General features: G+C 66.9%; 12 protein-coding genes and 4 pseudogenes. 9 read left to right on the top strand and 7 right to left on the bottom strand.

What is annotated here, in order from left to right; genetic code table 11:
• The first annotated feature begins 15 nt into the window (after positions 1 to 15).
• Positions 16 to 1,614 (top strand): ABC transporter substrate-binding protein, encoded by a 1,599-nt coding sequence (locus AAFN86_RS25940; protein WP_347546518.1) that lies wholly within the window; start codon positions 16 to 18, stop codon positions 1,612 to 1,614.
• Positions 1,615 to 1,621: 7 nt separating this feature from the next.
• Positions 1,622 to 1,777, top strand: a pseudogene (locus tag AAFN86_RS25935) (IS3 family transposase); the annotation flags it as partial.
• A 109-nt stretch (positions 1,778 to 1,886) separates the two neighbouring features.
• Here AAFN86_RS25935 and AAFN86_RS25930 read toward each other — a convergent pair.
• A pseudogene (locus tag AAFN86_RS25930) lies at positions 1,887 to 2,030 on the bottom strand (ATP-binding protein); the annotation flags it as partial.
• Between the two features lie 337 nt (positions 2,031 to 2,367).
• Here AAFN86_RS25930 and AAFN86_RS25925 point away from each other — a divergent pair.
• Positions 2,368 to 4,200: a DUF6880 family protein gene (locus AAFN86_RS25925; protein WP_347546517.1), complete on the top strand. Its 1,833-nt coding sequence runs from the start codon at positions 2,368 to 2,370 to the stop codon at positions 4,198 to 4,200.
• A gap of 324 nt (positions 4,201 to 4,524) precedes the next feature.
• Here AAFN86_RS25925 and AAFN86_RS25920 read toward each other — a convergent pair.
• From AAFN86_RS25920 to AAFN86_RS25905, 4 genes and pseudogenes are all read right to left on the bottom strand, one after another.
• Positions 4,525 to 5,169, bottom strand: a pseudogene (locus AAFN86_RS25920) (IS3 family transposase); the annotation flags it as partial.
• 254 nt (positions 5,170 to 5,423) lie between these two features.
• Positions 5,424 to 5,839: pseudogene (locus AAFN86_RS25915) on the bottom strand (transposase); the annotation flags it as partial.
• A 128-nt stretch (positions 5,840 to 5,967) separates the two neighbouring features.
• Positions 5,968 to 7,308: an NtaA/DmoA family FMN-dependent monooxygenase gene (locus AAFN86_RS25910; RefSeq protein WP_347546516.1), complete on the bottom strand. Its 1,341-nt coding sequence runs from the start codon at positions 7,306 to 7,308 to the stop codon at positions 5,968 to 5,970.
• A gap of 8 nt (positions 7,309 to 7,316) precedes the next feature.
• The gene (locus AAFN86_RS25905) at positions 7,317 to 8,909 is read right to left on the bottom strand and encodes an ABC transporter substrate-binding protein (RefSeq protein WP_347546515.1); all 1,593 of its coding nucleotides are present in this window, start codon (positions 8,907 to 8,909) and stop codon (positions 7,317 to 7,319) included.
• Between the two features lie 122 nt (positions 8,910 to 9,031).
• Between AAFN86_RS25905 and AAFN86_RS25900 the strand changes: the two genes are divergently transcribed.
• Positions 9,032 to 9,766: a helix-turn-helix domain-containing protein gene (locus AAFN86_RS25900; protein ID WP_347546514.1), complete on the top strand. Its 735-nt coding sequence runs from the start codon at positions 9,032 to 9,034 to the stop codon at positions 9,764 to 9,766.
• On the opposite strand, the gene AAFN86_RS25895 is transcribed toward AAFN86_RS25900, so the two are convergent.
• Together AAFN86_RS25895 and AAFN86_RS25890 are read right to left on the bottom strand one after the other, a co-directional pair.
• Positions 9,715 to 11,403: a hydantoinase B/oxoprolinase family protein gene (locus AAFN86_RS25895; protein ID WP_347546513.1), complete on the bottom strand. Its 1,689-nt coding sequence runs from the start codon at positions 11,401 to 11,403 to the stop codon at positions 9,715 to 9,717. The genes AAFN86_RS25900 and AAFN86_RS25895 overlap by 52 nt on opposite strands.
• The gene (locus tag AAFN86_RS25890; RefSeq protein ID WP_347546512.1) at positions 11,400 to 13,499 is read right to left on the bottom strand and encodes a hydantoinase/oxoprolinase family protein; all 2,100 of its coding nucleotides are present in this window, start codon (positions 13,497 to 13,499) and stop codon (positions 11,400 to 11,402) included. Before AAFN86_RS25890 ends, AAFN86_RS25895 begins: the two co-directional genes overlap by 4 nt.
• A 250-nt stretch (positions 13,500 to 13,749) precedes the next feature.
• Here AAFN86_RS25890 and AAFN86_RS25885 point away from each other — a divergent pair, with 250 nt between their 5' ends.
• The 5 genes from AAFN86_RS25885 to AAFN86_RS25865 are packed head-to-tail and all read left to right on the top strand — an operon-like array spanning position 13,750 to position 18,144.
• Positions 13,750 to 14,343, top strand: coding sequence for a 2-hydroxychromene-2-carboxylate isomerase (locus tag AAFN86_RS25885; protein WP_347546511.1), 594 nt, complete (start codon positions 13,750 to 13,752; stop codon positions 14,341 to 14,343).
• Positions 14,340 to 15,326: an ABC transporter permease gene (locus AAFN86_RS25880; RefSeq protein ID WP_347546510.1), complete on the top strand. Its 987-nt coding sequence runs from the start codon at positions 14,340 to 14,342 to the stop codon at positions 15,324 to 15,326. The genes AAFN86_RS25885 and AAFN86_RS25880 overlap by 4 nt, the downstream gene beginning before the upstream one ends.
• A gap of 1 nt (position 15,327) precedes the next feature.
• On the top strand, positions 15,328 to 16,242 hold the full coding sequence (locus AAFN86_RS25875; protein WP_347546509.1) for an ABC transporter permease: 915 nt from the start codon (positions 15,328 to 15,330) through the stop codon (positions 16,240 to 16,242).
• A complete protein-coding gene (locus AAFN86_RS25870) occupies positions 16,239 to 17,228 on the top strand; it encodes an ABC transporter ATP-binding protein (protein ID WP_347546508.1) in 990 nt (329 codons plus the stop codon). The genes AAFN86_RS25875 and AAFN86_RS25870 overlap by 4 nt, the downstream gene beginning before the upstream one ends.
• Positions 17,209 to 18,144, top strand: coding sequence for an oligopeptide/dipeptide ABC transporter ATP-binding protein (locus AAFN86_RS25865; protein ID WP_347546507.1), 936 nt, complete (start codon positions 17,209 to 17,211; stop codon positions 18,142 to 18,144). Before AAFN86_RS25870 ends, AAFN86_RS25865 begins: the two co-directional genes overlap by 20 nt.
• The last annotated feature ends 57 nt before the right edge of the window (positions 18,145 to 18,201 follow it).

The following is an 18,201-nucleotide window of genomic DNA, read 5'->3' as shown; positions in this document are numbered from 1 at the left end:
CCAGGGAGGATGACCATGTCGAAGGATCGGAGCGGATTTGGACGTCGCAGCCTGCTTGCGCTTCCCGCCGGGCTTGCCGCCGGCCCGGTTCTTGCCCAATCCGCAGAACAGCCGCGCCGTGGTGGCGTGCTGACCTTCGCCATCGCTGCCGAGCCACCGACCTATGACCTGCATGCGACCGGGACCTTCGCCGTCCTGCAGCGCGTCTCGCCGCACTACTCGACGCTGCTGCGCTACGAGACCGGCAACTACCCGAACATCGTCGGTGATCTCGCCGCGAGCTGGGAGGCTGCCCCGGATCACCTGACCTACACGTTCCGCCTCCATCCGAATGTGCGCTTCCACGACGGAACGATCCTCACCTCCGAGGACGTGAAGGCGAGTTGGGACCGGATGCGCGCACCGCCGGATGGCATCGTGTCCCACAAGCTCGCGACCTTCGCATCCATCGCATCCATCGATACGCCGGATCCGCTGACCGTCGTCTTCCGCATGAAGGAGGTGAATGCCTCCATGATGGATCTCTTCGCCTCGCCCTGGAACTCCATCTACAGCGCGGCCCGTCTGCGGGCCGACCCGAACTTCCCGGCCCGCAACATCGTGGGCACCGGGCCCTACCGCTTCGTCGAGCACGTCGCCGGTTCACATTGGGTTGGAGAGCGCTTCGACGGCTACTTCCGCGAGGGCCAGCCCTATCTCGATGGCTTCCGCGCGATCACCATGTCCTCCGCAGCGGTCGTGAACGCGCTGGCGGGCCGGCAGGTCCTGGCGGAGTTCCGCGGCTTCTCGCCGGTGGAGCGTGACCGGATCGTCCGTGGACTCGGCCAGGATGCGTCGGTGCAACAGTCAACCTGGCTGGCTTTGCTGCTCTGCACGTTCAACACCACCAAACCGCCCTTCAACGATGTGCGGGTGCGGCGCGCGTTGAACATGGCGATCGACCGCTGGGGAGGTTCGCAGGCGCTGAGCCGCATCTCGACGCTTGGACCAGTCGGAGGCGTGGTGCGTCCGGGAAGCGAGTTCTCCGCAACGCCGGAGGAGATGCAGCAATGGCCAGGCTTCGGCGCCGACATCGCTGCCAGCCGCGCGGAGGCCCGTCGACTGCTGCGCGAAGCGGGCGTGCCAAACCTGCATTTCACGCTGACGAACCGTAGCATCGCGCCCTACGTCACGACAGGCGTTTTCCTGATCGACCAATGGCGGCAGATCGGTGTTCAGGTCGAACACCAGCAGGTCGAGCTCTCAGCATGGTACCAAACCCAGAGCGCGCTGACCTACGAAGCGGTCGTGGACGCCGAGGCGCCCTACAACGATGATCCGAGCACCATCATGCCGAAGTATCTTTCGTCGGACCGATCTCCCAGCTCGCGTAGCGGCGTCACTGATCGCCAGCTTGACCGACTATTTGATGAACAATCCCGCACCGTCGACAAGACGGAGCGCAAGCGACTGATTCGTGTGTTCGAGGAGCGGGTATTCGATCTCAGCTTCTCGACACCGATCCTCTGGTGGCAGCGCATCGTCGTGACGAACAGGCGCGTACGCAACTACACCATGTCTCCGAGCCATATGGTGTATCAGCATCTGGCCGATGTGTGGCTCGCACCAGAGTAAGAGCGCGTCACTGGTCGTCGACACCATGCTGTCGGGGCTGCGTGTTCGGCGTGTACTCGACCAAATCGCGACGCTGCGGGGCCGACCGGCAATGATCTGCAGGGATAACGAGACGGAGTTGACCTCGCACGCCATGCTTCGTTGGCAGCACGATCGTGGCGTCGCGTCTCCGTCGTCGGATGATTTGAGACGGTGGAGGATGCTCAGGATTGGTGTGTCTGGCTCACCTTGGTTGAAGGTTATGCGGCCTGCTGCTGGTGCAGCAAGCGGCGGCGCTGGATGGTCTGGAACAGCACTTGCCCGCCGGACTGCGCGAACGGCAAGTAGCCGAGTTCGTCCAGCATGACGAAGTCCATCCGGCACAGATGGTCCGCCAGCCGCCCCTGGCGCCCGCCACGGCTTTCCGACTCGAAGCGCCAACACGAACCGCTGCAGGGCATTGGCGATTTCGTTGGCGCTGAGAGCCCATCCGAGACGTCTTTCTTCATGTTGAGAGCATTGTTGCGAGACGGCGGAGCATGATGCGGATCATGGTCAAGCGGACGAACGCTCCGGCGATGCGGCAGTGTTGCGCGAAGTCACGCGCGAGGCGGCGATTGCGACTGATCCATCCGATGCTGCGCTCGATGCTTCGGGGCTCTAAGGTCGACGCGACGCGGGCGGGCTTCCCGTAAGAGCCTTTGCCTTTCAGTCCATATGGTTGATCAATGTAGACGGTCCTGCGGTGAAACCGCTCAAGGTCGGAGTGCGACAGTGTATGCAGGGAACCGACAGCCTCGGGCGGCGCGGGCGCCGCGCTTCAACCTGCAGGCGCTGCGCACTCTCGCCGGTGACAGCGTCTTTGCCCGCTGCGAGGAATATGTCCGTGCCGGTCGGGTTGAACTGCTGTCGCGCGATGGGGATCGCATCGTCGGCCAGGTCATGGGTTCCGAGATCTACCGGATTGAGCTTCGCGGGCAGGGCTCGGCCATCTCCGGGCGATGTTCATGCCCGGCCTTCGAGAATGGGTTCTGCAAGCACCTGGTCGCCGCCGCGCTCACGGTCAACGCCGAAGCGGGGTCGGGGGAAAAGATGCCCGACCGCCTCGGCACCATCAGGGAACACCTGCGCAGCCAAGGAGCGGACCGGCTGGTGGAGATGATCCTCCATCTGGCTGAACGCGACCCGGCGCTGCTCGGCAGGCTGGACCTCGCCGCCAGCGCCGCCTCGGGCGATCCGGAGGATGTGGCCGAGCGATGCCGGAAAGCCCTGCACCGCGCGCTCCGCACAGGGCGCTATGTGGACTATGCTCACGCCGGAAGCTGGGTCCAGGGCGTGCTGCAGGTCCTGGATCGGATGGAATTGCTGATCGGAGCCGGCCACGCCGTGCTGCTGCTCCGGCTGCTCGACGATGCCTTTCCCCGCATCGCGCGCGCCCTGGAACAGGTGGATGATTCCGATGGCGGCGGCACGGAGATCCTTGAACGCGCCGCCGCGCTGCACCTCGCCGCCTGCCATGCCGTCCGCCCCGACCCCGTGGCCTTGGCGCGCGACCTGTTCGAACGTGAGACAGAGGACGAGTTCGGCACCTTCCGTGGCGCCAGTCTCAGCTATGCGGATGTGCTCGGGCCGAAGGGGCTGGCCGAGTACCGGCGTCTCGCGCAATCGGCCTGGGACCGGCTGGGGCCCGGACGGCGGATGGTCGGCCGCGTGATGGTGATGGATCGGGACGGGGTCGCCCGCTACCAGCTGTTCGGCATCCTGGACAGCTTCGCTGCGCGGGATGGCGACATCGAGACGCGTATTGCGCTGCGCGCCACCGATCTTCTGCGGGCCCAGGACTACCTTCGCCTGGCCGAGTTCTGCCTGGAGCATGGCCGTGCGGCCGAGGCGTTGCGCTGGGCGGAGGAGGGCGCCTGGCTGTTCGACGACGACCCATCGGCCGAGCGGCTGCTGCTGTTCCTTGCCGGACGGTATCGCGTCGTCGACCGTGCGCCGGAGGCGGAAACGGCACTGTGGCGCGGCTTCGAGCGGCGGCCATCCATGGAACTCTACCGCTGCATCGCAGAGACGGCGTCTCGCGAGGCTGAGGCTCGGGTGGTAGCGGCGGATCGGGCCGTTGCGCTGCTCGAGGACAGGATCGCCGCGACGAAGTCCGGCGCCCATGCCTTCGTGCCGGTCGGGCTCGCTGACCTGCTGTTGGAGATTCTCATTCTGGAACGACGTCTGCCGGAGGCCTGGACAGCGTCGCGCCGGCACCGCTGCTCCGACCCGCAGCTTCTGCGGCTTGCGCAGGCGAGTGAAAGTGCGTGCCCCGACGATGCTCTGCAGACCTATGCGGCAGTCGCGGAGCGTCAGATCGCACTCGCGAACAAGGGCGGCTACGGCGAAGCGTGCCGCCTGATCAAGCGGATGGAAGTCCTGCGGACGACAGCGGGCGACAAGGAGGCGCATCGTGCTTACGTCGCCGAAATCCTTGAGCGGCACAGGGCAAAGCGAAGCTTCGTCGCGATGCTGGCGGAGGCTACCGCAAGCGGTGAAGAGATTCCGAACCGCGGGTCTGCAAGGCGGTCGACGCAGCGCGGCGCCTGGATGAAGGTGCGTTGACGATGCGCCGGCCCGTCTCCTGGCAAGCTATCGCGTCATTTTCGCCGCGATTTCCGTGGGTTAGGTGGATGCTGTTCCCAGGGTCGAATCCCGATCGGGCGACCATGTTAAATAATTGATATTGAAGGAGTTTTCCTTCGGAGAGGGCCTTCGCGGAAAAGCCTAGAATGCCGCGGCCTTAAGCCGATGTCGTTATCGCGGCCTGCGCGAGAGACGCATGTGGTCCCAGATTTGCGGCGCCATGCCGACCCCTGTCTTTCCTGCCCTTTTTGGCAGTACGAGTTTTACCGGAGGCTATTGACGTGCTCACTTGGATGGCTTCAGTCAGACGGAGAGTCCTCTGCGTTGACGGCTGATGGTTGAGGTGATGGCAACGGGGTTGGAGGCATGCCCCCAACCCCGTTGGCTGGCGATTTCGGCGGGGGTGAGCCCGCCCAGTTTCGAATGCGGCCGGACGGTGTTGTAGTCCTGCCGCCAGGCGGCAAGCACCGCCCGGGCCTGTGCCATCGAGGTGAAGAGCGTCTCGTTGAGACATTCATCCCGCAGACGGCCGTTGAAGCTCTCGACGAACGCGTTCTGGGTCGGCTTGCCCGGGGCGATGTAGTGCCATTCCACCTGCCGTTCCTGCGACCAGCGCAGCATCGAGGTCGATGTCAGCTCCGTACCGTTATCACTGACCACCGCCAGGGGCTGGCCGCGCATCGCCGCGATCGCGTCGAGTTCGCGCGCCACCCTGGCACCCGACAGCGACGTACCGGCCACCAGCGCCGGGCATTCGCGCGTGAAGTCGTCCACCACGCGCAGGATGCGGAACCGTCGGCCACAGCCAACCGCGTCAGAGACGAAGTCCAGCGACCAGCGCTGGTTCGGACCCTGCGGCAACAACATCGGCGCCCTGGTGCCCAGCGCCCGTTTCCGGCCGCCGCGGCGGCGCACCTTCAGCCCTTCCTCGCGGTAGATCCTCAGCAGTTAGACACCTCCAGAAACCCCGCGCTTCAGCCGACGGGGGATCGTTGAGGCTGGCGCGGCGGCAGTGGGAGACCGCTCCGTGATGTGCATCGCGCGGACGGGGCCGCTACTGCGGCGGTGGCGGCTGGCCTGCTTGCATGGCGCTACGCCGGCGCGGCCTTGTCGCTGAGCCAGACCAACCGCTTCATGTTGTAGGCGAGGTTGGCGAGGCCGATCTTCACCCGCGCCCTGACGATGCCGATGGTACGCACGACCAGCGCCAGATAGCCGGCAGCGCGCAGCCTGGCATCGAACTGCGCGAACAGCCGATCCACTGCGCCGGCACGCTTCAGCGCCTCGGGAACGCCCACATCGTGTTGGCGTCCGGCACCGAGTCGGCAAATCCGAGGCCGAGGAAGCGCATGAACGACAGCCGGTCCTTGCTGAGGTATTCGCGGCGCTCGTCCGACAGCCCGTGCATCGCCTGCAGCAGCGCGATCTTGAACATCAGCACGTGATCGAAGGCAGGCCGGCCGCCCTTCGCGCCGTCCGAATGCGGCACCGCCTGCTCCAGCTCCACGCAGAACATCGCGAAATCCACCAGCGCGGCGATCCGCTCGAGGTCATCGCCCTTGGCCGACAATTTGCGCAGCCGCTCCTCCACATCGAAGAACCCAGGCTGCCGAACCATCGCCACCCCTCGCGCCGATCCGCGTCAGTGAATCAGCCCGCGGTCACCGTGACGAGAAGTCTCTGGACGTCTCCCACTGCTGCTTCTGGTCTTGAACCGGACCGAGAAGGAATCGATCATGTCCCAGGTCAGGACTCCGCCAGGGTCTCGCGCAGTGTTCGGCCGCTATATTCAGTTCGAAACAGACCGCGCCGCTGCAGTTCAGGAACCAGGAGATCACCGATCGATTGCAGATCCGCGATGACCGCGATGGCTTGGCCTATCATGAAGCCACCGCGGCATCCGGTCGCCTCGAAGCGCTCCTCCAGGACATCCGCGACGTGCTTCGGCGTGCCGGCGACGGTGTTCTCATACTGCGTCACCGTCAGCAGCGCCTGTTCCAAGAAGTCCTCGCGGCTGATCGTTGTGTCGGCACCAAACTTGTAGGCCAGCTTGGTGACAAGGCCGTTCGGCGAAGCTTGCGTGGCGATGATCTGCTCCCGTAACGCGCCCAGGGTGAAATGTGCCGGTAGCGTGGAGAAATCGTAGCCATCGATATAGGAGAGGTAGACAGCGACAGCTTCCGGCGACATGGAGCCGCGCAGCATCTCGCGGTAAGCTCGCGCCTCCCGGTCCGTCTCGCGCACAGCGATCGGCGTCTGCCAGAGCACGCCGACGCTGTCCGGATCGCGCCCCTCGGCGCGCAGCGCGGCATCCAGTGCCGCGCGCTGCTTCACCTGCACCTCGAGTGGCATGTCGCCGCCGAAGACATGGTCGGCGATGCGCGCCGAGGCCTGCACGCCGCGCGGCGAGCCCCCGGCCTGCACGATCACCGGCCTGCCCTGCGGCGCGGGGGGCGTGTTCAGCGGGCCCTCGACCTTGAAGAAGCGGCCGGCGTGATGAACGTCGTGCACCTTGGCCGGGTCGCCAACCACGCCGCTGTCTCGATCCCAGACCATCGCATCGGCTTCCGTCGCGTCCCAGAGCTGACGGCAGACGCTGACGAATTCCTCCATCCTTTCGTATCGCGCGCCATGTTCCATCAGTTGGTCGAAGCCGAAATTGGCCGCATCCGTACGGCGGGTCGATGTCACGAGATTCATGGCGATGCGGCCATTGGTCATGTGATCGAGCGAGCTCATCAGCCGCGCGAGGTAATAGGGGTGCATGAAGGTGGTCGAGTATGTCAGGCCGAATCCGACATGCTTCGTCACGCGGGAAGCCGCCGCCATGACCGGCAGCATGTCCACGCGAGGGAAGAAGACGCCCCATTTGACGGCGCCGTCGCGCGACCCGCCCCAGGTATCGGGCACGCCCGTGCCGTCGCCGGAGAACAGCATGTCGAGGCAGGCGCGCTCCGCCAGGCGCGCGGCATCCTCGTAGAGCGTCACATCGGGGAAGGTCCGGTCATCCCAGGCGCCAGGAAGGTTCCAGCGCCCGTTGTTGTGCGTCGTCGACAGGTTGAAAGCCAGATGCATCTTCCTGCGCATGCGGCGGCTCAGGCGTCCAGATAGGCATGGGCGAAGGTGCCCTCGAAGCCGTCCGCGCTGACCGAATGACCTTCGGCGCGGGTCTGATGGATCGTCATCCAGGTGGGGGAGACGAGGTTGAGCGTCGGGATGTCGCGCATGACCATCTGCTGGACCTGCTTCCATTGGTCGATGCGCTTCGCCTCGTCCAGCTCGGTCATCGACGCCTCCATGAGGGCGTCGGCTTGCGGGTTGCTGTAGCCGCTGGGGTTGGAGAACGGCACGCCGCGGACGATATTCTTCGACCAGTAGCAGCGCTGGACGCCGACGCATGGATCGAAGAGGTTGCTCATCGAGGCGATCTGCATGTCAAAGTCGCGATCGGTATAGACTCGCTTCACATGTGCGCCGAAATCGTTGCTGCGCGTCTCGAGTGCGACGCCGATGCGGCTGAAGGCGGCGCGCAGGTAGTCCGCTAGGCGCCTGTTCTCCTCCCCCGGGTAGTCGAGCCGCAGGCGCAGCCGGGTACGGTCGGCGCCGCGCGGATAGCCGGCTTCGTCGAGCAGCGCCTCAGCCCGTCGCAGGTCGAAGCCGTAGGGGCTCGGGGTCGGGTCGTGAAACGCCGTCAGGCCAGGCACCACTGGGGAGGCGCAGGGTGTCGCCAGGCCATAGAAGACGGTCCGCGCGATGACGGTGCGGTCCACCGCATGGGCGAGCGCCTGGCGCACCGGGAACTTGGCCAGGGCCTCGTTCGACAGGTTGAAGTCGACGCACAGGATGTTCGGCGGCGAATAGGCGTAGCCCTTGCGCTCGAAGCCGAGGAAGTCGAGCCGCTGCAGCCGCGCGACATCGTTCAGCACGACGGGCGTGCGGTAGCCGATGTCGCAGCTCTTCGTTTCGAAGGCGACAGAGCGCGACGCCATGTCCGGATAGTATTTGGCGATGATGCGGTCGAGATAGGGGCGCGGCTGATCCCAATACGCCTCGTTCCGCTCGTAGATGACGTGGCTGCCGCGCACCCATTCCTTGAACCTGAAGGGGCCGGTGCCGACCGGCGCGCTGTTGTGCGGATTGGTGAAGGGGTCGGTGCCATCATAGAGGTGCTTCGGCACGATCGGCGATTCGGCGGCCTGCAATGCACGAAGCAGATACGGCGTGGGCTTGGCCAGTTTCAGCACGACGGTATGCGCGTCCGGCGTGGCGGCTTCCGTCACCTGGGAGAAGGTACTGCGTCCGCGCGGATGCACGGTCTTCAGCGCCATGATGGAATAGGCCACGTCGGCGCTCGTGAAATCGCGACCGTCATGCCACTTGACGCCTTCCCGCAGCTTGAAGGTGTAGGTCAGCCCATCCGGCGTGACGGCCCATTCGGTGGCGAGCTGGGCATGCGGCACCATGTCATTGTCGTACTGCAGCAAGCCTTCAGTGACCTTGGCCGACAGCGGCAGGCTGGAGGTGCTGGTGAAGGACAGCAGCGCCGGCGGCTCCCAGTTCAGCAGCACGTTCAGTGTGCCGCCGCGCCTCGGCTCGGCGGCATGGCCGGGCCCCGGTTGCAGCACCGGCAGGCCGGCCAGCGCGCCCATCATGGCCCGGCGGGACAGGCGGAGGGGATGATCGCTCATGGGCGTGGCTCCTTTGCCCCGTCGAGGGGGGACCGAGGGATAGAACGGTGAGCAGGACGATTGACCGCGGCCGAGGTCGGATGCGATCTAGGGCAGGATTGGAAAGCGGGAGGACGCGCCGGATGCCTCGCGCGACACAGGCTTCGTCTGCATCCGGCGCGGCGAAGAAGCCTGGGCGCCCGGCCTCGCTGGAACAGAAGAAGCGTCTCAAGCTGGCGGCGATCCGGGAGGCGGCGCGCATCACCTTCACCGAGAAGGGGTTCGACGCCGCGACCATGCAGGAGATCGCTCGGCGCGCCCGTGTCGCGATCGGCACGCTGTTCCTCTACGCCGACAACAAGCGCGACATTGCCTTCCTGGCTTCGATGGAGGATTTCGACCGCGCCAGGGCCGTCGGCGCCGCCTTCCCGACGACGCCGCCGCTGGCCGAGCAGTTCACGGCCATCTTCGCGGAGTACTACCGGCTGCACCATGCCAGCCCAGCGATGGCGCACATTATCCTCAGCGAGTTCCTGTTCTTCAATGTCGGCAAGCATGCGCGCGAGCACGCGGCAGGCGTGCGCCTGATGAAGGCCGAATTGGCGCGCCGGGCCGGCCTGGCCTCGGCCCGCGGCGCATTGCGAGCGACGGCCGCGCCGGCCGATGTTGCCGAACTTGCCTACATCGTCTTCCAGGGCGCGGTGCGCGCCTGGGTGCGGGCCGGGGCCGACGACCTGACGGCTGGCCTCGCGGCCTGCCACCGCATGCTGTGCCTCGCGCTGGACGGCGTAACCGCGTCGGCCGAGACGGCGGTGCCGGTGAAGCGTCACCGGTCGGCCGGCATCAAGCCGTCGGCCGGCGCCGCCTCCACGCCATAGGCGTCGCGGGCGGTCTGCGGGCTGATCAGCCCGGCCCGCAGGTCGGCCCGCACCGCCGCGGGATCGCGCTGGCCGGGATCGCCGAAGCCGCCGCCGCCGGGCGTGCGGATCAGCAGCCGGTCCCCGGCCGGCACGGGCTGTATGCCCTTGCCCTTGAGCCGTGGGCCGGAGCGCAGCGCCAGCAGTCCCGGCATGCCGTCCAGGCCCCCATCGAAGCCGCGCGCCGGATAGATGATGCGTTCATGCGCGGCGTGGAAGTTGAAGTCCTCGCCGATGCTGCTCTCGATCTCGATCGCCTGGCCGAGGCCGCCGCGATGCAGGCCGGCCCCCGAACTGTCCTCGGCATACTCCTTCCGCCAGAAGATGACCGAGGCAATGGTTTCGACGATCTCCACCGGCGTTCCCCGCACGCCGGACGGATAGCCGGTGACGGAAAGCCCGTCGCGATAAGGCAAGGCGCCCATGCCGCCACTGCCGGTCATGGTGGTGCGGAAATTGGCCCCGAAGCGCGGCGGGCTGTGGCGGCTGCCGCTGACGGTCACGTTCCACAGGGTGGCCGATCCCTCCGCCGGCACCCGGTCCGGCACCGCCTGGCGCAGGCAGCCGAACACCAGGTCGGGCATCAACTGGCCGATGATGTGGCGCGACCAGACGGCAGCCGGCTTCATCGCGTTGACGATACAGTTCTCCGGCGCCTCGATCGTCAGCGGTTCCAGCGAGCCGTAGTTGTTCGGGATTTCCTTGGCCACGATGCAGCCCAGGCCATAGGCGGTGTAGGCCAGCGTGTAGCACAACGGGACATTGATGCCGCGCGGCACGATCGGGTCGGTACCGGCGAAGTCCACGTGAATGCCGGTGTCGGAGATGGTGAGCGAGGCCTTCAGGGTGATCGGCGCGCCGTAGCCGTCGGTCACGAGCGTGTTGTGCCAGGTGCCGCGCGGAAGCTTGCCGATCTCCGCCAGGACGGCGGCGCGGGAATGCCCGATGATGTGCTCGGCAAGACCGTCCAGGTCGGACAGGGAGAATTCATCCATCATCTCGACGAGGCGACGGCAGCCGACATCGTTGCAGGCGATCAGCGAGTAGGTATCGCCCTCCGTGTCGATTGGGGTACGCGAATTGGCACGGATCATCGCCATCAGCGTCTCGTTCACGGCGCCCTGGTCGACGATCTTCAGCATGGGGATGTAGAGCCCCTCCATGAAGACATCGGTCGATTCAGTCGAGGCGTTCATGCCGCCGATGTCGATCAGATGGCTGGTGCAGGAGAACAGCCCGATCATCCGGCCCTTGTGGAAGCAAGGCGTGGTGACGACGAAGTCGCTGGTATGGCCGGTGCCCATCCAGGGGTCGTTGGTGATGTAGGCATCGCCCTCCTTCATCGTCTCGGCCGGGAAATGGCGCAGCACGTGGCCGACCGTCAGGGCCATGGAATTGATGTGGCCGGGTGTGCCGGTGACGGCCTGCGCCAGCATGCGACCCTGCATGTCGAAGACGCCGGCGGAAAGGTCGCCGGCCTCGCGCACGATCGGGCTGAACGCCGTGCGTTGCAGGACCTGTGCCTGTTCCTCGACCACGGCGATCAGCCGGTTCCACATGATCTGCAGGTCGATGAGGGCAGTCTGGTCGGTGGTCATGCTGCGGCTCCCCGTGACCTGCGCTGCATCACGATGCATCCGGTGGCGTCCACCCAGGCATCGTAGCTTGCCGTGACGAAGGTCGAGGTCTCGTCCTCGACGATGACGGCCGGCCCGGCGATCCGCGCGCCGTTGGCGAGCTGCGTTCTGCGATAGCGCGGCACCGCGACCATGGCGCCGGCGCGGCCGTCGAAGAAATCGGCATGGCCATCGGGCGGCGGCGCCGGCCCGTCCGGCGGCGATTGGGCGATCGCCGCGGGCAGCGCGGTCCTGGTGGCGATGGTGACGGACCAGGCCAGGATCTCGATCGGCGAATTCGGAATGAAGCGGCGGAACATGTCGGCATAGGTCGCCTCATACGCCGCGCGCAGCGCCACGCCGGCATCCGCCGCCAACGGCCCGTCAGGGAGTTCGACCGTGATCTCGTGGCCCTGGCCCACATAGCGCATGAACACCATGCGCTTCTCGTACAACCGCGCGCCATGCGCGGCCGGCTCCACCCATTCGCGGATCTCGCGCGCCATGGCGTCGAGCAGCCTGGTCGCCGTCGCCGCGTCGAACGCGTCGATGCGCATGTACTCGCTGCGCACCAGCTCGAAGGAGATCGGCGCCGCCAGGAAGCCGATGGCGGAGCCGACGCCCGCATTGGGCGGCACCACGACGCGCGCGGCGCCGATTTTCTCAGCGACCCGGCCGACATGCAGCGGCGCCGCGCCACCGAAGGCGATCACCGTCTGCTGGCTGGCCGTCACGCCGCGTTCGACCGCATGCACGCGGGCGGCGCTGGCCATGTTCTCGCAGACCATCTCATAGACCGCGTAGGCGGCCATCTCGGGCTGCATGCCCAGGGCGTTGCCGATATCCGCCGCCAAGGCCTGGCACGACAGGTCCGGCTGCAGACGGATGGTGCCGCCCGCGAAGGCCGCCGGGTCGAGCAGGCCGAGCACCAGATCCGCATCCGTTACGGTCGGCCTGGCGCCGCCGCGCCCGTAGCATGCCGGGCCCGGCACCGAGGACGCGCTCTCCGGTCCCACGGCGACGCGCTTCAGGGCATCGAGATGCGCGATGGAGCCGCCGCCAGCGCCGATCTCCACCATTTCGATGACAGGGATACGCACCGGCAGGCCGCTGCCCTTGAGAAAGCGCGCCGCCCGATCAACCTCGAACAGCCGCGCCGATTCCGCGGCGAAATCCTCGATCAGCGTGATCTTCGCCGTGGTGCCGCCCATGTCGAAGGCGATGACCTCGGTCTCGCCGAGCATGGCCGCGATCTGCGTGGCGAAGATCGCGCCCCCGGCCGGGCCGGATTCCACGAGGCGCACCGGAAAGCGCCGCGCCGTGTCGATCGAGGTCAGCCCGCCGCCCGAGGTCATCAGCCCGATCGTGCCGCGGAATCCCTCCTCGGCGAGGCGCGCCTCCATGCGCGACAGGTAGCTGTCCATCAGCGGCTGGACGTAGGCGTTGACCGTCGTGGTGGAGGTCCGTTCGTATTCGCGGATCTCCGGGCACACCTCGCAGGATAGCGAGAGGCTCGCTTCCGGCATCATTTCGCGCAGGATCGCGGCGGCACGGCGTTCGTGAGCGGGGTTGGCGTAGCTGTGGAGGAAGGCGATCGCGATCGCTTCGACCCTCTCCGCCCGCAAGGCGGGAACCAGGGCGGCCACGGCGGCTTCATCCAGCGCCAGGCGTACGCTGCCGCTGGCGTCCATGCGTTCCGGCACGGTAAAGCGCAGTTCGCGTGCCGCCAGCGGCTTCGGCCGTATCAGCGCCAGTTCGTATTGGTCGTAGCGGCTCTCAGTGGCGATATCGAGCACGTCGCGGAAGCCCTGCGTCGCCAACAGGGCGATACGCGCGCCGCGGCGTTCGATCACCGCATTGGTCGCCAGCGTCGTGCCGTGGACGAAGTCGGCGACATCGGCCAGTCGGCGGTCGCTGATCCGTAAGATTTCATGGATACCGTCCAGCACGCCCTCCTCGGGTCGAGACGGCGTCGTCAGCACCTTGCAGGTCCAGCGGCTGGTGCAGTTGTCCAGGACGATGTCGGTGAAGGTGCCGCCGACATCGGCGGCGAGGCGCAGCTTGGGCGCAGCATTCACGCGCAGGCACTCCATCCGGTTGGCTCCAGTCTGCCACCAAGGTCGCGTGAATGAACAGGTTCAGTTTTTGTCCAAGTTGGAGGAGCGAGCCGCGCGGCGCATGATTTGCGGGCGGCAATTGCCGCGGCTGGGGCGAAATTGGGCGAATCATGGGCATATTCGGCAATCGCAAGGTGGTTTGGGCCGCTTCCGCGATTGACCCGAGAAAAATGAACGCGTTCACTCACCAGGCGACGCAAGGAGGCGCGCCATGCCCGTGATCGTCGAGTACTATTTCAGTGTCTCCTCGCCCTGGGCCTATCTCGGGGCGCCGCGCTTCAGGGCAATGGCGACGCAGCACGGCGCGCGCATCGATCCCGTCCCCATCGCGCTGATCGCAGAAAATGGCGGCATTTCTGTCCGCACGCGGCCGGAGGCGCGGCGCGCCTACTGGTTCCATGACCTTGCGCGCTGCGCCATGCATCTCGGGATGCCACTGCTGCTCGAAGGGCGTCCGCCGCTGCAGGACGCCGGCAAGGCATCGCCCATGCTGGTGGCCGCGCAGCGTCTCGGGCTGGATGCGACCGCGCTCGGCTTCGCGCTCCAGCGCGGATACTGGGCGCAGGGGCGCGACATCAGCGATCCGGCCACCCGCGCCGCCATCGCCCGCGAGGCCGGCTTCGACGCCGCCGCACTGTTGGCCGCCGAGGCGGAGCCGGAGACCGAGCGGCAGTGGCAGGCGAACCTCGACCGTGCGCAGGCCGCAGGGGTCTTCGGCGTGCCGTCCTATTGCCTGGATGGCGAATTGTTCTGGGGGCAGGACCGGCTCGACTACCTCGATCGCCGTCTGACGGGTGCCGCATGACGGTGCTCGGCCGCGCCGGCCGGACACTGCGCCGCACCGCCTGGCAGGCGCTGCCAACGATGATCGGCATCGTCATCCTCTGCTTCTTCCTGCTGAAGATGGTGCCCGGCGACGCCGCTGACGTGATCGCCGCCGAAGCCGGCTCCGCCACCGCCGAAACCATGGCCGCGCTGCGTGCCCGCTTCGGCCTCGACCAGCCGCTGCTGACGCAGTTGCTCGCTTATCTCGACAACCTCGCCCATTTGCGTCTCGGCTATTCCGCAAGGTTCAACATGCCGGTGTCAGACCTGATCCTGGCGCGACTGCCCAATACGCTGCTGCTCATGCTCGCGGCGATGACCATGGCGTTGGTTGTCGGCATCCTGGCCGGCTGGGTCATGGCGATCTTTGCCAATCGTTGGCCGGACCGGCTGCTTCAGGTCGTCGTGCTGATCTTCTATTCCACACCGGGCTTCTGGATCGGGCTGATGGCCATCGTGCTGTTCTCGGTGAAGCTCGGCTGGTTGCCGGCCAATGGCAACATGACCCTGGGCACCGACCTGACGGGTTTCGCCCTGCTGGCGGACCGGGCGCAGTACCTCGTGCTGCCATCGCTCGCACTGGCTTCCTTTTTCATCGCCGTTTATGCGCGGCTGACACGCGCCTCGATGCTGGAGGTGCAGCGGCAGGATTTCATGCGCACTGCGGCGGCGAAGGGGCTGCACCCCGTGACGATGCAACTGCGTCACGCGTTGCGCAACGCGCTTATCCCCGTGACCACGATGGCTGGGCTGCATCTGGGCAATCTGCTCGGCGGCGCCGTCGTGGTGGAGACGGTCTATGGCTGGCCCGGCATGGGGCGGCTGGCGCTGGAGGCAGTGACCGGGCGCGACTTCAACGTGCTGCTCGGGGTGCTGCTGTTCTCCTCGCTGCTCGTCATCCTGGCAAATGTGGCGATCGACCTACTACATGCCTGGCTCGATCCGCGCATTGAGGTGCATTGACGTGCCGCTGGAAGGCGCCCTCGATCGCCCGGCCGACGCCGCCGCCGCCCCACCCATCGCGCGACCGCTGGCGCGCGGCCGCAGCGGCAGGCTGCTGCGGGCGTGTGTCACCAACCCCGCTTTCCTGGTCGGGCTGATGATCCTGCTGATGGTGGTCGCCGTCGCGTTGCTCGCGCCCTGGCTCTATCCCGGCGACCCCCAGGACATGGTCGCGGTGCCGGCGATGTGGCCGGGCGAGGATTGGGAGCATCCGCTCGGCACCGACAGCCTGGGGCGCGACGTGGCCGCCGGGCTGGCGCATGGTGCGCGGGTCTCGCTGCTGGTGGGGCTGTCGGCCGCGGCGATCGGGTTGGCCATCGGCACGGTGGTCGGTGCCTGCGCGGGGTATTTCGGCGGCGTCGTCGACAATGCGCTGTCGCGCCTGACGGAGGTGTTCCAGACCGTCCCGACCTTCCTCCTGGTTATCGTCATCGTCGCCATCGTGCAGCCGGCGGCCTCGACCATCGCGCTGGCGATCGGCGTCGCGGCCTGGCCAACGGTCGCGCGGCTGGTGCGGGCGCAGTTCCGTTCCCTGCGCGAGGCAGATTTCGTCATGGCGGCACGTTCGCTCGGCTACTCGTCGCCGCGCATCATCGCCATGGAGATCCTGCCCAACGCGTTGCCGCCGATCATCGTGACCACCTCGGTCATGGTGGCGAACGCGATCCTGACCGAAGCCGGCCTGTCCTTCCTCGCTATGGGCGACCCGAACCTGGTCTCTTGGGGCAGCATGATCGGCGACGGGCGCAGCCTGTTGCGTACGGAATGGTTTCTCACGGCCCTGCCCGGCGCGGCGATCGCGCTGACGGTGCTATCGCTGAACCTCGTCGGCGACGGGCTGAACGACATCCTCAATCCGCGCTCGGGCCTGGCATGACGCATCCCCTGCTGCGGGTTGAGGACCTGACCATCGGATTTCCCGCCGCTACGGTGGTGCACGGGGTCGGCTTCGACGTCTTTCCCGGCGAGACCATGGCCCTGGTGGGCGAAAGCGGCTGCGGCAAGTCCATCACGGCCTTCGCGCTGATGCGGCTGCTGCCGCCAGGTGCGCGTATCCTGCGCGGCGAGGTGATGTTCGACGGGATCAACTTGGTGACCGCCGTGCCGCGTACGCTGCGCGACATCCGCGGCCGCACCCTGTCGCTGATCCTGCAGGAGCCGATGACGTCGCTGAACCCAGTGCTGCCCATCGGCATGCAGATCGCCGAGGTCATGCGGCGGCACGAAGGCATCGGCAAGGCGTCCGCCCGCCGGCGTTCGGTCGAGCTGCTGGAATTGGTTGGCGTGACGGATGCCCCGCGTCGCTACGACGATTTCCCTCACCACTTTTCGGGCGGCATGCGGCAGCGCGTGATGATCGCGATGGCGGTCGCGTGCAACCCCAAGCTGCTGATCGCCGACGAGCCCACGACGGCGCTGGACGTCACCATCCAGGCGCAGGTGCTGGACCTGCTCGACAGCCTGCGCCGGCAGCTCGGCATGGCGGTGCTGTTGATCACTCACGATCTCGGCGTGGTTGCGCAATGGGCCGACCGGGTCACGGTCATGTATGCCGGGCGTGTCGTGGAACAGGCGCCGGTGCGGCCGTTCTTCGCGTCGCCGCGGCATCCCTATGCGCGCGGCCTGCTCGACGCTTCGGTCGGGCATGACGGGGAGGCGCATTACACGACGCGCCGCCTGAACGAGATCCCAGGCTCCGTCGCTTCCGCCGCGAGCGAGCGCGGCTGCCCCTTCGCGCCCAGGTGCCCCGACCGCGTCGATGCCTGCCGCCTTACCCCGCCGCCACTGGTGGCGCTGGCGCCCGACCATCGCGTGGCCTGCATCGTCACCGCCGGTACCGAACATGTCGCTGCTGTCGGTTGACAACCTCCACACCCGCTATCTCTCACGCGGCCGCACGGTCACGGCGGTGGACGGCGTCTCACTCGCCGTCGCGGCCGGTGAGACAGTCGGCCTGGTTGGCGAAAGTGGCTGCGGCAAATCAACGTTGGGCAAGACGATCCTGCGGCTGGTGGACCCCGCCGAGGGCAGCATCCGCATCGCCGGACAGGAGATCGCGACGTTGGGCCAGCGGGCGCTCGCGCCGCTGCGGCGGAACATGCAGATGGTGTTCCAGGATCCTTACGGCTCGCTGAATCCTCGCCAGACCGTCGGCACCCTCCTGGAGACGCCGCTGAATGTGCATGGCATGGGCAGCCGGCGCGAGCGGCGTGAGCAGGTGCTCGACATCCTCGCCCGGGTCGGCCTGCCGCCCGATGCGGCGGCGCGCTACCCGCACGAATTCTCCGGCGGACAGCGGCAGCGCATCGGCATCGCCCGCGCGCTGGTGCTGAAGCCGCAGCTCGTGATCTGCGACGAGCCGGTCTCGGCGCTGGATCTGTCGATTCAGGCGCAGATCCTGAACCTGCTGGTTGCGCTGAAGCGGGACCTCGGCCTGTCGTATCTCTTCATCTCGCACGACCTGTCCGTCGTCCGCTATTTCGCCGATCGCGTGCTGGTGATGTATCTAGGCCGCATCGTCGAGAGCGCCGATCATGCCACCTTGTGGCGCGACCCACGACACCCCTACACGCGAGCGCTGCTTTCGGCCGTGCCGGTCGCGGATCCGACACGCCCCCGCGCAGCTGTGGCCATGCGCGGGGAGGTGAGTTCCGGGCCCGCCACCGGTTGTCGCTTTCGCACGCGCTGCCCCATCGCAATAGACCGCTGCGCTATCGACGACCCGATGCTGAGCGACCTGGGCGGGCAACACCGCGTGGCATGCCACAGGTCCGAGTAGATATTTGAATCCGGCATTTGGCGGTGCGGTTCATCGAACAACGCGGCCTCCGTATAG

Source organism: Roseomonas sp. CAU 1739 (genome assembly GCF_039839775.1).
GTDB lineage: Bacteria > Pseudomonadota > Alphaproteobacteria > Acetobacterales > Acetobacteraceae > Neoroseomonas.
Note: the sequence above shows the minus strand (reverse complement) of the source record. Positions and strands in the feature narration are given on the sequence as shown.

What these genes read in the sequence shown, in the direction of transcription:
- AAFN86_RS25940 (WP_347546518.1), top strand. Translation starts at nt 16, where the DNA reads ATGTCGAAGGATCGGAGCGGATTTGGACGTCGCAGCCTGCTTGCGCTT.
- AAFN86_RS25910 (WP_347546516.1), bottom strand. Translation starts at nt 7,308, where the DNA reads ATGCGCAGGAAGATGCATCTGGCTTTCAACCTGTCGACGACGCACAAC.
- AAFN86_RS25905 (WP_347546515.1), bottom strand. Translation starts at nt 8,909, where the DNA reads ATGAGCGATCATCCCCTCCGCCTGTCCCGCCGGGCCATGATGGGCGCG.
- AAFN86_RS25900 (WP_347546514.1), top strand. Translation starts at nt 9,032, where the DNA reads ATGCCTCGCGCGACACAGGCTTCGTCTGCATCCGGCGCGGCGAAGAAG.
- AAFN86_RS25895 (WP_347546513.1), bottom strand. Translation starts at nt 11,403, where the DNA reads ATGACCACCGACCAGACTGCCCTCATCGACCTGCAGATCATGTGGAAC.
- AAFN86_RS25885 (WP_347546511.1), top strand. Translation starts at nt 13,750, where the DNA reads ATGCCCGTGATCGTCGAGTACTATTTCAGTGTCTCCTCGCCCTGGGCC.
- AAFN86_RS25880 (WP_347546510.1), top strand. Translation starts at nt 14,340, where the DNA reads ATGACGGTGCTCGGCCGCGCCGGCCGGACACTGCGCCGCACCGCCTGG.
- AAFN86_RS25870 (WP_347546508.1), top strand. Translation starts at nt 16,239, where the DNA reads ATGACGCATCCCCTGCTGCGGGTTGAGGACCTGACCATCGGATTTCCC.
- AAFN86_RS25865 (WP_347546507.1), top strand. Translation starts at nt 17,209, where the DNA reads ATGTCGCTGCTGTCGGTTGACAACCTCCACACCCGCTATCTCTCACGC.